This window comes from Aquisalimonas sp. 2447 (assembly GCF_012044895.1).
Taxonomy (GTDB): domain Bacteria; phylum Pseudomonadota; class Gammaproteobacteria; order Nitrococcales; family Aquisalimonadaceae; genus Aquisalimonas.
In genome coordinates, this window is sequence record NZ_CP050695.1 from 3,400,916 (window position 1) to 3,415,974 (window position 15,059).

General features: G+C 62.3%; 13 protein-coding genes and 2 pseudogenes. 8 read left to right on the forward strand and 7 right to left on the reverse strand.

All coding sequences use genetic code 11. The features are described from left to right. Positions 1–231 precede the first annotated feature (231 nt). The 4 genes from KU884_RS16100 to KU884_RS16115 are packed head-to-tail and all read right to left on the reverse strand — an operon-like array spanning position 232 to position 4,395. The gene (locus KU884_RS16100) at positions 232–1,158 is read right to left on the reverse strand and encodes a glycosyltransferase (protein ID WP_167783568.1); all 927 of its coding nucleotides are present in this window, start codon (positions 1,156–1,158) and stop codon (positions 232–234) included. Positions 1,159–1,202: 44 nt separating this feature from the next. Beyond that, the gene (locus KU884_RS16105; RefSeq protein WP_167783569.1) at positions 1,203–2,309 is read right to left on the reverse strand and encodes a glycosyltransferase; all 1,107 of its coding nucleotides are present in this window, start codon (positions 2,307–2,309) and stop codon (positions 1,203–1,205) included. A 3-nt stretch (positions 2,310–2,312) separates the two neighbouring features. Beyond that, positions 2,313–3,194, reverse strand: a complete 882-nt coding sequence (locus KU884_RS16110) for a glycosyltransferase (RefSeq protein WP_167783570.1) — start codon at positions 3,192–3,194, stop codon at positions 2,313–2,315. A 49-nt stretch (positions 3,195–3,243) separates the two neighbouring features. Next, a complete protein-coding gene (locus KU884_RS16115; RefSeq protein WP_217351388.1) occupies positions 3,244–4,395 on the reverse strand; it encodes a glycosyltransferase family 2 protein in 1,152 nt (383 codons plus the stop codon). Positions 4,396–4,492: 97 nt separating this feature from the next. Between KU884_RS16115 and KU884_RS16120 the strand changes: the two genes are divergently transcribed. Next, positions 4,493–4,660: a hypothetical protein gene (locus tag KU884_RS16120; protein ID WP_167783572.1), complete on the forward strand. Its 168-nt coding sequence runs from the start codon at positions 4,493–4,495 to the stop codon at positions 4,658–4,660. Between the two features lie 11 nt (positions 4,661–4,671). On the opposite strand, the gene KU884_RS16125 is transcribed toward KU884_RS16120, so the two are convergent. Continuing rightward, positions 4,672–5,379, reverse strand: a complete 708-nt coding sequence (locus KU884_RS16125; RefSeq protein WP_167783573.1) for a PEP-CTERM sorting domain-containing protein — start codon at positions 5,377–5,379, stop codon at positions 4,672–4,674. Between the two features lie 471 nt (positions 5,380–5,850). Between KU884_RS16125 and KU884_RS19305 the strand changes: the two genes are divergently transcribed. From KU884_RS19305 to KU884_RS16150, 5 genes and pseudogenes are all read left to right on the forward strand, one after another. After that, a complete protein-coding gene (locus KU884_RS19305) occupies positions 5,851–6,249 on the forward strand; it encodes a transposase (protein ID WP_167783574.1) in 399 nt (132 codons plus the stop codon). An 80-nt stretch (positions 6,250–6,329) separates the two neighbouring features. Next, a pseudogene (tnpB, locus tag KU884_RS19310) lies at positions 6,330–6,455 on the forward strand (IS66 family insertion sequence element accessory protein TnpB); the annotation flags it as partial. A 108-nt stretch (positions 6,456–6,563) separates the two neighbouring features. Beyond that, positions 6,564–6,896 (forward strand): annotated as a pseudogene (locus tag KU884_RS16140) (transposase); the annotation flags it as partial. Between the two features lie 16 nt (positions 6,897–6,912). Then, positions 6,913–7,155, forward strand: coding sequence for a hypothetical protein (locus tag KU884_RS16145; protein WP_167783576.1), 243 nt, complete (start codon positions 6,913–6,915; stop codon positions 7,153–7,155). 162 nt (positions 7,156–7,317) lie between these two features. Next, positions 7,318–9,024: an Ig-like domain-containing protein gene (locus KU884_RS16150; protein ID WP_167783577.1), complete on the forward strand. Its 1,707-nt coding sequence runs from the start codon at positions 7,318–7,320 to the stop codon at positions 9,022–9,024. 53 nt (positions 9,025–9,077) lie between these two features. On the opposite strand, the gene KU884_RS16155 is transcribed toward KU884_RS16150, so the two are convergent. Further along, positions 9,078–10,244: a Fic family protein gene (locus KU884_RS16155; protein WP_167783578.1), complete on the reverse strand. Its 1,167-nt coding sequence runs from the start codon at positions 10,242–10,244 to the stop codon at positions 9,078–9,080. Positions 10,245–10,453: 209 nt separating this feature from the next. Beyond that, positions 10,454–11,350 (reverse strand): XrtA system polysaccharide deacetylase, encoded by an 897-nt coding sequence (locus tag KU884_RS16160; protein ID WP_167783579.1) that lies wholly within the window; start codon positions 11,348–11,350, stop codon positions 10,454–10,456. 189 nt (positions 11,351–11,539) lie between these two features. Between KU884_RS16160 and prsK the strand changes: the two genes are divergently transcribed. Both prsK and prsR read left to right on the forward strand, forming a co-directional pair. Beyond that, positions 11,540–13,654 carry an XrtA/PEP-CTERM system histidine kinase PrsK gene (gene prsK, locus KU884_RS16165; RefSeq protein WP_167783580.1) on the forward strand — a complete coding sequence of 705 codons (2,115 nt, stop codon included), beginning with the start codon at positions 11,540–11,542 and terminating at the stop codon, positions 13,652–13,654. After that, complete coding sequence (prsR, locus tag KU884_RS16170) at positions 13,651–15,018, forward strand: PEP-CTERM-box response regulator transcription factor (RefSeq protein ID WP_167783581.1); 1,368 nt, start codon at positions 13,651–13,653, stop codon at positions 15,016–15,018. The genes prsK and prsR overlap by 4 nt, the downstream gene beginning before the upstream one ends. Positions 15,019–15,059 lie beyond the last annotated feature (41 nt).

Below are 15,059 nucleotides of genomic sequence, written 5' to 3' on the forward strand. Positions count from 1 at the left end.
CCGTTTGGTGCCGGTGGTCTGCCACCACTTGCCTGAGCGCATCCGCTGGCTTGTTATGAGTCGCCTCCTGGCGTTCCTGCTGCACCGCGAGTACTGCGCTCACCAATTGATGTCCCGGACATACCGATAGCCAGCGACTGACATACGGCATCCAGAGCCGACGTCCGTGAACCCAATTCAGCCGGGCAAGGTCATCGGCCCCGTATTTTAACTACTGCGAAGGCAGTTAGATCAGCGTTTCCTTAAGTCCTGTTCCAACACATCGAGAGCCTCTGACACACTTTGGTTTAGAGAGTTGTAAGTCGCTGGCAACAACTGCCGGAGCCGCGAGGATTCACTGCAAGCCACTCGTATCGCTCGTGCGATTGATCTCTTCTGATTAGTCGTAAAAACCGCCCCTGGAGCAAACGCTCCTCTCAAAGCAGTGGTGTCGGACAGGATCGGGGGAACACCCGACGCAACCGCCTCGTAAGCACCGCAATTCAGGCAACTCTGACGAGTTGTAAGAACAATCACAGAAAGGGCGCCCACCATAAGGGCATCATAATCTGGATCGGGGACGAATCCAAGAAATCTCACGTTAGCGGGACGGCCATTCGCCAAAGCACTCGGTTTTGGGTGGCCTGTGAATAAGAGATCCACGCCTAGATCCACAACCAGTTCCGCTGCCGCCAAGATCTCTTCATAGGGCTCATCCTCTGACCAACTGCACACGACCAAAATGTAAGGACGTTCGCTTTCAATACGACGTCTGGCGTCTTCAGTAACTGGGTCGGTTCCCGGAACCGGGAGAGGATCAGGGCAGACGACTGCGTGCCCCCCATGAGATTGGACGTCTTCAACCAACTCACGATTAGAAACGATTGAAATTGTTGCTCTACGCTTTACGAAATTCGCCATTCGCTGCAGAAGCACGGAGCGACCGTCTAAAGGTTGAATGCCCGCGTTGTGCTGATCGACTACTAACTGATAACGAAAAAAAGGCTTTAAGACAACGGCAAGAACCGCCAATACGATCGAGGGGTTCTGGCAAAAGAGGACATTTGGACGTCGCTGGACTAAAAGCCGTACTGTCCGAGCGCCAAGCTCGAGGTACCTGATAAGTCTTGGGCGGTTGACGGTTAATACATGCAATTCCGCACCGACCAGCTCTGCCATGCCGACATTCCGACGCTGTTTTACCCACGTTATCCAGAGTCTTCTCATGAAAAGAGCGCTCTCTCATAGAGCTGTGTGTACTCGCAACAAACCCGGGGAGGCGCGAACTTTGTCAGACATTGCCTTACAACATCACTCGGCGCATACTTCGGCCCATTGAGCGCGTCCAAGATCGATTTCTCCAGTCCATGAGAATTTCCTGGTTCCGCCATGTACGAGGGCTCATACCCTTCCAGCATATATTCGATTGCTCCAACACGGGTCGCTATAATCGGTAGGCCAAGAAACATCGCCTCAAGGACGGTCATAGGCATACGCTCTGAGCGTGACGGCAGAATATAGGCATCGGCACTCTTCATTGCGGCGACCGGATGGTCCGTGAACCCTTTCATATTAACGACTTCCGCCAACCCCTGAGAGTCAATCCATCTGCGGAAGTCTTGGCCAAGCTCACCTTCCCCGTAAAGATCGAGTCGAACAGCTACGCCACTACGGTGCAACCGCCCCAAAGCAGTCAACAACTCTTCTACGCCCTTTTCTGCCGACAGGCGGGCCAAAGCGACGAGCTTAAACGGTGACGTGCTTGGGCCGCGGCGCTCTGCCCATCCTTCATCTTCTTGGTACAAATCTCCAGGCAAAGGATTCGGTATAAAAACCTTGTTCTTCTTCGAATTTAAACAAGCATCCGAATCCGTAGGAACGAGGCTTGCCGCATAATAACGAGTCCGAACAAGAAATTGATCGACAGAACGCCTAAGATTGAAAGTCGGTGCGAGCATAGGTGCAGTGTAGCCATGGCAGGTGCACACGCGCGCGGCACCTTTGAACTGGCTCTTAGGCCACACCCCTAGAAGTATATTGAACTTGTAACCGTGCGAATGAAGAACTTGGATGCGGTGCCGCTTGGCCCATCGCAGTATCCGGTAGGCCTCAGAAAGATTCAGGCCCGGCTTCATGCGCCACGGCAAAACCGACACCCCGATGCGCCGTGCCTCCCTTTCCAAGGGTTTTTCAACGGTTTCTGGATCACCCGCGCTGAGAATAGTTGGCTCAAGACCTTGTTTGATCTGCTCCTCGGCCAACGCCAAGAGCATCCGCTCGGCCCCATATAGCCCACCACTGTCGATCAGATGGAGAACACGCAGGCCCATGGCTCAGCCTTTCTCCTTGCCCATAGCAACAGCCAGTCCGCGCTGCGGATCAAGCACGCCAGCCAGTAGGAGATGCGGCAACGCCTTCGACGTGCGCCCCTGGGACCGGAACACCTGGGACATGCGGTAGTGGAGCACGGCCCGGCGCCGGCGGACGACTGACTTTGGGTACGGGTAGCGCTCGGCCGCTCGCCTGAGGATCTCGAAGCCCGTTTTCCAGCGCACATCCTGCCGGCGCGCGCTGATGGACTCTCCGTGACGGCGATAATAGAAGAGATATTTCGGAATATAGGCCATGGTAGTGATTTCCGCGACGCGCAACAGCATGTCGTGGTCTTGAGCAGAGCGGAAGCTCTCTTCGAAGCGACCGGCTTGGTCAAAGACGGCCTTGCGCACCATGGCGTTCTGCGGCAGCAGGAAGTAGCAGTCGAGCAGGAGTCGGCCGGGGTCGTTTTCTTCCCGGTGATCCTCTGGGAGCATCTTGTAGAGGATGTTGTCGTTCTCGTCCACCGCGTGGCCGTTGGAATAGACGAGCCCGATCTCCGGGTGGCGTTCCAGATAGTCCACCTGCACAGCGAGTTTGTTGAGGACGAACATGTCGTCGCTGTCTAGCACGCAGATATATTCACCCTGCGCCTGGTCCAGGGCGCAATTGAGGGTGGCGGACTGGCCTTTGTTGGCGCGCTCCGGATGGGTGAGGAGCGTGAGTTTTCCTTCACTCTCGTACCGCTGAAGAATCTCGTACGTGCCGTCGGTTGAGCCGTCATCGCCCACGATCAACTCGACGTGCGGGTATGTTTGCCCCAGCACGGAGTCCACCGTCCGCTCGATGTAGGCGGCCCGGTTGTAGGCGGGAATGACGACGCTGACAAGTTTCTCTTTCACTGCGTTTGCCCTTGCTGTTCCGTACCTGCGGATGCGCCGTTGGTGGTCATTACCCCTTCCTCGGTGTCCACACCACTTTCCGCTCCCCTTTCCAATACGCCATGGCGGCACGGGCGCAGGCAACGTTCAATAGAGTGAAGTAGTAGGGCACGGTTTTCCAGGCCGGGGCGTCGCTGACGTCAGTGGCGCGGTAGCCCTGCAGGGCCATGGTGTAGAAGGCGATCTGGGCGATGCCGGCCATGGCGTAGAGGGCGCCATCGTTGATGAGGATGAGGTTGGTGACGGCGACCACGATGAGCGGGATGAACGCCAGGTAGCGCAGCAGCTTGTGGGAGATAAGCTGGAACGCGAACAAGCCGTAGCGGGCCGGGTTCATGAGGTGCGCCATGTCCTTGAGCGCCCACAGGGCGCGCAGCGTGACGCGCACGCGCATGGCGAACTCGCTGTCGTTGTCCTGGAGTGACGGTTCCTTTAACAGTGCCTCGGGCTCGTAGATGACGCGGCTCCCCTGCTCCACCACCTTCAGGGGCTGGACGAAGTCCGGGAGTTGTTCGGGGCGCAGGGGCTGGTAGAGGCTGCGGCGCATGGCGTCGATGCCGCCGTCCACGCCGACGATGGAGCCCATACGCGTCTCCTGCTCGCGGAGCCAGTTCTCGTATTTCATGTAGGCGCTGCAGCCGTCGCCCACCAGGGAGCCGTCTTCGTGGGTGTAGACCATCTTGCCGGTGACGTAGCCCACGTCCGGGTCGCTGAAGTTGCGGACGAGCTTGGCCAGGGCGTCCTTGGCCCAGAGGGAGTTGGCGTCGGCGAAGGCGAGGACATCGCCTGTGGCCATATCCGCCAGGGTGTTGATGCCTGCGGTCTTGCCCTGGCGGGGGGACTGGCGGTGCAGGCGGATGGGCACCGGGCTGTCCTGGGCGATGCGTTGGACGATTTCGTCAGTGCCATCAATGGATTCATCGGAGACGACGAGGATCTCGAGCCGGTCCCGCGGGTAGTCCTGCGCGAGCTTGTTGCGCAGGGTGGCCTCGATGACATCCGCCTCGTTGTGGGCTGGGATGAGGATGCTCACGGTGGGGTGGTGGTCCTCGGCCCAGGCGATGGGTCGGCCCCACTGGCCCAGCAACCGGACCAGGGCCGGGTAGCCAAGATAGATGTAGATGAGGACCAGCAGGGCCAGCCAGAAGACGAACTCGAACACGCTTCTTTTCCTTGAACTTACGCGGCCGCGCCGCAGCATGCTCGCAGGGGGCGCCCACCGCGCGCGCGTAAAAACATCAGGATACTACGGCTGAATCATGGATGCGGGCAAACGCCATTGCCCGCCGGTTCCGGCCCAGCAATACCTGAGCCGGAACATCACCAGTCAAGGCGCTGCGCACCGTGCCTGGCGGCGTGCCAGCAAAAAAAACGGCAGCCAAGGGCTGCCGTTCAGGAGTATTACCGTCTTACTCAGCTTCTCGTGATCGCGCCTCGGTTAAGCACGCTTACGCAGACGGGTCGCAAGACCCAAGCCGAGGAGGCCGACGCCAAGAAGACCAAGCGCACCCGGCGCGGGAACATCCGCGCTGACAGAGTCCAAGGATACATCGAGCGCAGAGGTCTTTGTGCCGTCGATTTCCAGGCGTGCCCCTGTGATGCCCTCAAGCAGATCCAGGTCGGAGAACAGATTGAACGACTGCCTGACAGGATCCCCGCCACCCACGTCTGCAACCTCGTCGATCATCCCGCCGTCGGACGCCACCTCAGTAGAGGTTCCACCATCGTTAAAGAGGGTGAACGTGAAAGGCGTGGCGTCTTCACTCTGGTTAATCGCGAACACCAGACGTAACGGGGTGGAGAAGTCCATCTCGTCGAAGGTCCATGTCGTCCAGCTTCTCGCGAACGTCTGAGCATCTTGGCTGTGACTCAACGAACCGTTCATAGAACCGTTCATAACCCGAATCGTCGCGTCGCCGCCGCTGTTTTCCAGGTTTTTTATTTCCAAGCCACGTTGCGCGTTCGTCAGGTCCGTGTCAGAGATCGCGATCTCATCAGACTGAACAGTCTCACCTAAACTTGCAGTCGCCTCCTGCCTATCTTCTTCGGGGTCACTAAACCCATCGAAGAGCAGAGTCGCCTGAGCTGGCGCAGTCAACGCCAGGCCACTGACAATTGACATTCCAAGTATCCAAGTCTTTTTCATATCGTACTTCCTCCACCCTTCGGGGCGATTGACCACCACCATGACTGGCGGTGGAGTGTTTCAAATCACGTATTTTTCTTCCATATACTGGGAAGCAAGCTTCGGGCCAGATCTATTAAAACCTTTTTTATCATGCCTTTACGAATACAGCGTGAACGAGCGGCAATGCATGCGTAAAGATGTCTGACAGTGGCGTGGGCGCTGATGGTGTGGGCGCTAGCAATTTTGCGGATCAGCACGCCCCAACCAACCGAACCAGAAGTAACAAGAAACGCCCATTGCTCAGGAGACTATGCCCGCAATGCAAGCCGTGCACCGCCGGTCACCGGTAGCCAGCGTCAGTGCTGTAAAGTGAATCGACAAACTTGGAAGCGTCCGGTGAGCACCGCCTTCCTGTTGTATCGGTGATTGCCGATGATCGCGTCTCCATGGGTGAAGTGGGCGCCGGATAGGTGTCCACCTGGAGGCGAAGTGGACACCAACGAAGAACACACTCGGGCCGCTGGCGGCGACAGGCGCCGGCGTTTCACGCTCGGCTACAAGAGGCGAGTGGTGGAGGAGACGCTGGCCGACGGCGGCTCAGTGTCGGTGGTCGCCCGCCGCCACGACGTCCACGCCAACCAGCTCTTCAAGTGGCGCAAGCTCTACCGGGAGGGTCTGCTGAAGGAGACGACGGGCACGAGCGCGGCGGCACTTGTGCCCATCCACGTGGCCGAGGCGCCTGCCGCTGCGGCGGCCGAGCGGCAGCGGTCCCCGAGGCCGGGTGATGGGGAGTTGGAGATCACCTTGAGCGGCGGCCATCGGGTGGTCGTGCGGGGCGACGCCGACGGTGCGGCGCTGCGCGTGGCCCTGGAGGTGCTGAGCCGATGATGGCGCCACCGACCGGCACGCGCATCTACCTGGTCGCCGGTTTCACGGACATGCGCAAGGGCTTCGACGGGCTCGCGGCGATGGTCGCGCACCGGTTGAGCAAGGATCCGTTCTCGGGGCAGATCTTTGTCTTCCGCGGCCGGCGCGGGGACCGCATCAAGGTGCTGTGGTGGGACGGCCAGGGGCTGTGCCTGTATGCCAAGCGCCTGGAGCGAGGCCGGTTTGTGTGGCCACGCCATGAACACGGTGCGGTTCACCTCACCTGGTTCACCGACAAGCTTCAGCGCGTCTCGGCGAATTCGACCTTCGCGGTGGCGGTGCGCTATGCGCTTGAGCGCTGGTCGGCACTGACACGCTACCGCGACGACGGCCGGGTGGAGATCGACAACAACGCCGCCGAGCGGGCGCTGCGCACTGTCGCGCTTGGCCGCAAGAACTACCTCTTCGCCGGCTACGACCGGGGCGGGGATAGTGCGGCGCTGATCTACAGCCTCATCGGCACCGCCCGGCTGAATGGCGTCGATCCCTACGCCTCCCTCAGGGCGGTGCTCGAGCGTATCGGTGCACATCCGATCAACCGCATCGACGAGCTGCTGCCCTGGAACATGGCTCTGGGCACCGAGCGGGGCCACGCGCAGGCGGCCTGATCCGCCAGGGGGATCTATGGCGCACATCACTGACCTTGATCTACCGAATATCGAGGAGCTGCTCGCCGGTGAGGGCAGCATCGATATCGGGTACAAATACCCGATCGGCGAGGTCGCGGTGGCAACCGACCAACATCAGGCGCTCGCCGTGCTCCGGCGCCGCGACACCGAATCCCTCGCCGAGACCCTCCTGCGGCTTGATGCGGCCGTGGCGACCGCTATGGAACACGGCGAGTTCACCGACGAGATCAACCGCTGAGCCCCTAAACCCTCTGACCGCAAGACGGTCATCACCGGGTGCTTACGCCGCAGCTACGTCGTCTCACTCTTGGTGTTCTGTGAAGTGTCCGCTCTTTTCAGCGGCGCACATCTGTTACACCGGGGCAATCAATAACAAGCAATGAACTGAGGGCGAGAGCCGATGCAACGGAGCGGCTTCACGTGGACGAAACTGGGCGGTGTGGCACTGACCATTTTCGCCCTACTCCTGATGGCGGGCTGCTTCAGTAGCGGAAGCGGCGGCGGAGGGAGTTCGGGCGGTGACGAACCCACAGCACCCGACTGGGTGGACGTCCCGACCGCGCCGGATGGGAGCGACGACGCCCTGGATGAGGTTGCCATCGAAGAGCTTCAGGTTCTGGCCAGCAGGGACTCTGTGGTAGAAGGCCGTACGGTTCGCCTGACGGCGTTGGCGCTCTACGAAGACGGCTCCGAGGACAACGTCACTGAGCAGGCCGAATGGGAAGTCCAGACGGACGGCGATGCCGTCGCAGTGCGGCTCGACGGGTTGGACGATGGCCAGCAGCTCGTCCGCGGCATGCAGGCCGGGCAATCCGCCGGTGTTTCGGCGTCGTTTGGCGGCGTCTCCGGGGGTACGACCATCTCGGTGGTGGCACCGAGTATCGAGACACTGGAAATTCGGCCGACAGAGCCTCGGCCGGTGCGCGTCGCGGTGGGCTCATCCGTGCAGCTCACGGCCGTTGGATCGTTCGAAAACGAGACAACGGATGACTTAACGGGCGATGTGGCGTGGCAATCGGCCAACACGGACATTGCCAACGTGGCAGACGGCTTGGTCAACGCAGAGCAAGCAGGCACTGCGGTCATTACCGCGACCTACGATGGTGAGAACGGCCAGGGCGACGCGGATGCAACCGTCGACATCGAAGTCTTCGATCCGGGTGCGGTGGAGGCCATTCGACTGACCACCGGGGAATGCGGCGGCTCTGACGACCTTTCAGTGATTAACGTGGACCGCAGCCAGGTACTCGGCATCGTCGCCTGCGCAGAATACGAAGGTGATCAATCAGCCGAGAACATCTCGGACGTGGCCACCTGGGGGGTCGCGGAAAACGATGAGAGCGTTGCCCGGATCGAGTCCGTCGGCGGTGATCCGGCGTCGGCTAGGATCGCTGGGGTGACTGCGGGTGATGCGGCGCTCACGGTCGCCTTCGGTGGCGTTGAGAAGCAGGCGACGATTTCAGTCGATCCAGCCGAGAACCAGCCCGGTGCCCTGTCTTTGAGGGCACGACCCGATGTGATTCTGGCCGGGGCGGACGACCCAACGGAGATCACCGCGGCGGTGCGGGCCAACGATCCGGAGACGGGAGTGATCTCCGAGAGGCAGGATCTGACGCTGACGGTCAGCCCCACTGGGGTTCTTGGTCAGGTGCCGGGCACGCTTGAGGCGCACCCGGACGGCGGGATTGCCACTGGCAGCTTCAGCGCGTCAGCGACCGCTGATAACCCGACGCTGGTGCGGCTCGGTGCAAGGCTGCCGGGGACGATCCTTGAGCGGCGGATTCCGCTTCGGGTTGTGACGGATTTCGGGCAGATCTTCCAGCGCTATGGGGCGATTCATCCGGATCGGCGTGAACTCATCGCGATCCTCATCGTGAATACGTCGAACCGGCCGTTCGACGTGGAAAACCTGGAAGTGCAACCGGCGAACCAACTGATCGACCCGTCGGAGCTGATTTTCCAGACGGTCCCGGCTGGCTCCTCCATTTTCCAGATTGTTGAGCTCCCGAGCGACGACTATCTGGACCAGGAAAACGTTGAGTTGCGCTTCAACCTGATCGAGCCCAGGACGCAGGAGCAGTTTTCGGTGAGTGTGCGGTTTTTCTGAGCTAAAGGAGCTCATCGAAGCCCGCAATGGTGGAGTCGCGCCAGTGGCGCTGGTTAGAGCGGTTCCGCGCCTTCGTTGAGGATGTTCAGGTAGCGGCGATAGACGAAGATCCGGTCTCGCTGGCGGCCGGTGATCTCCTCGACGATCCCTAACTCTTCCAGAGCATCGATGGCGCGACCGGCCGTGGGGGCGGCGACGCCAGTACGCCGGCGAATATCCTTGATGGACGCCACCGGTCGCGACCGGAACGCGTTGAATACCCGCAGGGTGTTCGGCGCAGAGCGCCCGAGGCTGTGGATGCGGGCAGCGTCTTCCTGGAATAGGGCCACCAGCCGATTCGCCGTTTCAACGGCACCGGTTGCCGTGGTACGGACACCCTCCAGGAAGAAATCAAGCCACGCTTCCCAATCAGCGTCATAGCGCACGGTATCGAGAAGCCGGTAGTACTCTGCACGGTTCTGCTTGAAGTAGAGACTCAGGTACAGCAGGGGCTCGTGCAGGATGCCGTCCTGATGGAGCGTGAGCGCGATCAGGAGTCGGCCGATTCGGCCGTTCCCGTCCAGAAAGGGGTGGATTGTCTCGAACTGCACATGCGCGAGAGCGGCCTTGATGAGTGCCGAGAATGGAAGGTTTTCGTCATGGAGAAAAACCTCGAGGGCGGCCATGGCATCCTCGACATAATCTGGCGGCGGCGGCACGAACTGCGCGTTTCCGGGCCGTGTCCCACCGATCCAGTTCTGGCTTCGACGGAATTCTCCTGGCTGCTTCTCCGCGCCGCGGCCGCGGGCCAGCAGTAGCTCGTGCATCTCGCGTATAAGGCGGTTAGACAACGGGAAGCCGCTGCGCAGTCGATACAAGCCGTGCGTCAGGGCAGCGATGTAGTTGGATACTTCCACCACATCGTCGAAGGGCACGCCTGGCGCTTCATCCAGTTCGAAAAGCAGGAGATCGGAGAAGGACGACTGCGTGCCTTCGATCTGGCTGGAGACCAGTGCCTCTCGCCGGATATAGGCGTAGAGGAACAGATCGGGCTCGGGGAGAAGCTGGGTGATGGAATCCAGCCGCCCGCACGCGACCAGTGCCTGCTCATGCATTCGGGCACGTTGCCCGGTCACCTCGGGTCCTGGGTTAGGGGGCAGTGGATGGGGTACGAACGCATGGATCGCTTCTCCGCCCAAGTGTCTTGTGTCGTACTCGCCCGTCGTGCCGCGCTGCGCCATTGTTCTCACCTGTTGGAACTCAAGCCTTATTAACACTTTCTGGCTTTCGTGTTAATAGCAAGACGGCTTAGTTACGGTTGTGAAAATAGCGGAGGATGCGCTGTCATGCCGGCAGAGTGAGTGCGGTTTTCGGGTTGGGTGGTTCGCCACGGGCTCCGCTGCTGGGAGCGGCGCGGGCCGCGACCATGGACGGTGCATCGAGATGCACCCTACGGGTGGGCGGCTTTACTGGCGGGTTCCGCGGGGGTGACCGGATGGAGGTCGTATTCCGCCAGGGTTTCCGTGACGGTGCCGAACTTGAAGCTGGCCAGGAGCTTGTCCAGCCGCGCGTGACACCTGTGCAGGTTATTGTAGTGGCGGAAGCGGGATTTCCAGCTCAGGCCGGGGACGCGGGGCTGCTCGGGGTCCACTTCCCAGGGGTGCAGGTAGAAGATGAACGGCTGGTTGCGGCGGTTGATGCTGCCCAGGCCCCATTTGCTGAACCAGTAGGGGAACAGCCGGAAGTACCCTCCCCCGGCCACGGGAATCCGCTGGCCGGCCAGCCGCGCCGTCGACAGCGGGAACTCCACCAACTCGTAGCCGGCATCCGAGGTGAAGCGGTACGGGTGATCCGGGATGTCCGGCATGCCGTAGGTGTCGTGACGGATGGGGAAGAGGCTCGAGTCCCAGGTGAAGCCCAGCTCACCGAGAATATCCAGCGCCCAGCGGGATTTCGGGGTGATGGAATAGCTGGCCGCCCGGTACCCGGTGACGTGCTGGCCGGTGAGATCCTCCAGAAGCACTTTCGAGCGGTAGGTTTCCTCGCGGAAGACGTCCGGCGTCTGGTTGTAGATGAGCTGGTGGCTGTAGCCGTGGGAGGCGATCTCGTGGCCGGCGGCGTGGATGCGCCTGATCAGCTCCGGATGCCGCTCGGCCACCCACCCCAGCACGAAGAACGTGCCGCGCACACCGTGCTTTGCGTAGAGATTCAGGAAGCTCTCGGTGTTGCGCTCCACCCGCCGCGGCCACTGCTCCCACTCGCTCGGATCAATGACTTCCGAGAGCGCGTTGACGTGGAAGTAGTCCTCGACGTCGAGGGTCAAGGCGTTGGTGATGGGTTTCGTCATGGGTGAGCCGGACAGTGGAAAACGATTTCGTGATGATACAGGGATGACGGCCGGTTTTGGAGTGACCGCCCGTGAGGGCTGAAGAAGCCCCACTCTTCCGTGCCTTCCCTCGTGTAGAATGATCGGTAAAGACGCGGCCGGGGCGGACATGGTGGTCGGACTCGCCAGAGACGTTATGCAGGGTGCGCCATGAGCATGATCGGCGTCGTCAGTTACGGCGTCTGTGCGGCGGCGTTCCTGTTCCTTGCGGTGCTGATGGCAACGAGCTGGCGCGGCGGGGTGCACGGGGCGCTGCTGGCGGTGGCGTGCGTGGCCACTGCGCTGTGGGCCGGTGTGCTGGCCTGGAGCGCCCACGCGCCGACGAGCCCGGCTGTCTGGATCGAGGGCACGGAGCTGCTGCGCAGCGGTCTGTGGCTGCTGTTCCTGGCCTGGTTGCTGGCGCCGCTGCGGCGCGAGAGTGGCGCAATCCGGGTGCTGCAGATACTGGCAGTGGCGGCGCCGGTGGGGGTGCTGCTCCTGCTTGTGGGGCAGCGCGTGGTCACCGGGTCGCTGGGGCAGCCCCTGGTGGATGGATTGCATGGTGCGTTCATCGGCGCCGGGATGGCCTTCGGTTTGCTGGGGCTGGTGCTGCTGGAGCAGCTCTACCGCAACCTGCCCCAGGATCGCCGCTGGGCCATGAAGTTCCTGTGCCTTGGCGTGGGCGTGATCTTCGGCTACGACCTCTACCTGTTCTCCGATTCCCTGCTGTTCCAGCAGCTCGACAGCACCGCCTGGCAGGCGCGCGGCGCCGTGCAGGCGCTGGCGGTGCCGCTAATTGCGGTGGCGGCGACGCGCAACCGGTCCTGGGATACGCCGGTGTTCGTCTCTCGGCACGTGGCGTTCCACACTGCGGCCATTGTCGCCGCCGGTGGTTACCTGCTGCTGATCGCCCTGGGCGGCTACTACATCCGGGATTTCGGCGGCACCTGGGGGGCGTTCGCGCAGATCGTGCTGACCGCGGCGGCGGCCATTGCGCTGATCGTGGTGGCGGCCTCGGGGGACGTGCGCGCGCGGCTGCGGGTGTTCCTGACCAAGCACTTTTTCAGCAACAAGTACGACTACCGCGAGGAGTGGCTGCGCCTGACCCACCGCCTGGCGGACGAGGACGACGGCCTCACGCCATACCAGCGCGCCATTCACGTGGTGGCCATGATCGTGGGCAGCCCGTCCGGGCTGGTGTGGCGCCACCACGAGACCGAGGGCGGGTTCACGCCCCAGGGCGGCTGGAAGATGGATCTGCCGGAGAACGGACTGATCCGCGATGACGAGCCGCTGGTGCAGTTCCTGCGCCAGCACAAGTGGATCATTGACATGGCGGAGTACCGCCAGCAGCCGGAGCGCTACGAGCACATCCCCCTGCCCCGGCCCGTGGCGGACATCGAGCGTGCCTGGGCCGTCATCCCGCTGTTGCAGCAGGAAACGGTGACAGGGTTCATACTGCTGACGCGGCCGGACGTGAATACCGAGATCACCTGGGAAGACCGGGATCTGCTCAAGACCCTGGGCCGGCAGATCGCCAGCTACCTGGGCCAGTACGAGGATGCCCAGGCGCTCTCCCAGGCGCGGCAGTTCGAGGCTTTCAACCAGCTCACGGCATTCCTGATGCATGATCTGAAAAACCTCATCGCCCAGCAGTCGCTGGTGGTGAAGAATGCCGAGAAGCACAAGCACAACCCGGAGTTCGTCGACGACGCCATGGAGACCATCGGCAACTCCGTGCGCCGGATGGAACGGCTGCTGGAGCACCTGCAGCGCAGCCGCCAGCACGGGCTGGTGGAACGGGTGGACGTGGCACACCTGCTGGCCGATGCCGTCCGGCGCTGCGGGGATCGCAAACCATCGCCGACGCTGGATGTCCAACTGGACGGCGAACAGGTGGAGGCGAACCCCGAAGAGTTCGCCATGGTGATGGTGCACCTGATTCGCAACGCCCAGGACGCCACACCGGAGTCCGGGCAGGTGTCGATCAAGGCAACACCGGCCGGCGACGAGGTGGTCCTTGAGGTGGCGGATACCGGCGCGGGCATGTCGCCGGAGTTCATCCGCAACGAGCTGTTCCGGCCCTTCAAGACCACCAAGTCCAGCAAGGGCATGGGCATCGGCGCACACCAGGCGCGGGAGTTCGTGCATCAGACCGGCGGGCAGGTGACGGTGCTGAGCAAGCCGGGTGAAGGCACGCACTTCCGGATCACCCTGCCCGTGGTGGCGCGGGCGGAAGCGGGGCAACAACCACAACAGTCCGTTCACGCAGGAGGTGGGTCTTGAGCGCAGAGAAGCTGCTCATCGTGGAGGACGACCCGGGGCTGCAGAAGCAGTTGCGCTGGTCCTTCGACAACTACGAGGTGCTGGCGGCGGAAGACCGCGAAAGCGCCCTCACGCAGTTGCGCCGCCACGAGCCCATGGTGGTGCTGCAGGATCTCGGCCTGCCGCCGGACCCGGACGGCACCAGCGAGGGCATGGCAACGTTGAGCGAGATCCTGAGCGCCGCGCCGCACACCAAGGTGGTGGTGGTCACGGGCAACGGCGACGACAGCAGCGCCGTGCGCGCCGTGGGCCTGGGCGCTTACGACTTCTACCAGAAGCCGGTGGACACCGACACGCTGAACCTCATCGTCTCCCGCGCCTTCCACATCGCCGACCTGGAGCGGCGCAACCGGGAGCTGATGCGCTCGCAGCAGTCGGCGCTGGACGGGCTCATCACCGGCAGCCAGCGCATGCTCAAGGTCTGCCGGCTGGTGGAGAAAGTCGCCAACAGCAATGCCAGTGTGCTGCTGCTGGGCGAGACGGGCAGCGGCAAGGAGGTGCTGGCCCAGGCGCTACACAACATGAGCGAGCGGGCCAGTCGCAACTTCATTGCCATCAACTGCGCGGCCATCCCCGAGAACCTGCTGGAAAGCGAGCTGTTCGGCTACGAGAAAGGCGCCTACACCGGCGCCCACAAGCAGACCAAGGGCAAGATCGAGCTGGCCGACGGGGGCACACTGTTCCTGGACGAGATCGGCGACATGCCCATGGCGCTGCAGTCCAAGCTGCTGCGGTTCCTGCAGGAGCGGGTGATGGAGCGCGTCGGCGGGCGCCAGGAAATTGCGGTGGATGCGCGGGTGATCTGCGCCACCCACCAGAACCTGGGCGACCTGATCAGCAACGGCGGGTTCCGCGAAGACCTCTACTACCGCATTAGCGAGGTAGAGGTGCCGATTCCGCCGCTGCGCGAGCGCGAGGGGGACAGCGTGCTGCTTGCACGGGCGTTCCTGGCGCGGGCAACGGAGCGCCACGGCAGCAGCGTGCGCGGGTTCACCGATGACGCCATCAAGGCCATCCATGCCCATGCCTGGCCCGGCAACGTGCGCGAGCTGGAGAACAAGATCAACAAGGCCGTGATCATTGCCGACGGCAAGCTCCTGGACACCGATGACCTGGGCCTTGCGGACCCCGAGGGGGAATCCGGCGATCTGCCGTCGCTGAACCTCCGCCAGGTGCGCCAGGAGGCGGAACGCCGCGCCCTGGAGGCCGCCATGGCCCACGCCGACGGCAACGTGTCGAAGGCATCGGAGCTACTGGGGGTCTCCCGGCCCACGCTGTACGACCTGATGCGCAAGCACGGCATGAAAGTTGGTAACGACGCATAACGACACAGACGGGGCCCGACCCCGCCGCGCACCCCAATGGA

Bases quoted from the DNA above. Each gene is read 5' to 3' on its own strand.
- KU884_RS16100 (WP_167783568.1), bottom strand. From the start codon at position 1,158: ATGGCAGAGCTGGTCGGTGCGGAATTGCATGTATTAACCGTCAACCGC.
- KU884_RS16105 (WP_167783569.1), bottom strand. From the start codon at position 2,309: ATGGGCCTGCGTGTTCTCCATCTGATCGACAGTGGTGGGCTATATGGG.
- KU884_RS16120 (WP_167783572.1), top strand. From the start codon at position 4,493: ATGGATGCGGGCAAACGCCATTGCCCGCCGGTTCCGGCCCAGCAATAC.
- KU884_RS16125 (WP_167783573.1), bottom strand. From the start codon at position 5,379: ATGAAAAAGACTTGGATACTTGGAATGTCAATTGTCAGTGGCCTGGCG.
- KU884_RS16145 (WP_167783576.1), top strand. From the start codon at position 6,913: ATGGCGCACATCACTGACCTTGATCTACCGAATATCGAGGAGCTGCTC.
- KU884_RS16150 (WP_167783577.1), top strand. From the start codon at position 7,318: ATGCAACGGAGCGGCTTCACGTGGACGAAACTGGGCGGTGTGGCACTG.
- KU884_RS16155 (WP_167783578.1), bottom strand. From the start codon at position 10,244: ATGGCGCAGCGCGGCACGACGGGCGAGTACGACACAAGACACTTGGGC.
- KU884_RS16160 (WP_167783579.1), bottom strand. From the start codon at position 11,350: ATGACGAAACCCATCACCAACGCCTTGACCCTCGACGTCGAGGACTAC.
- prsK (WP_167783580.1), top strand. From the start codon at position 11,540: ATGAGCATGATCGGCGTCGTCAGTTACGGCGTCTGTGCGGCGGCGTTC.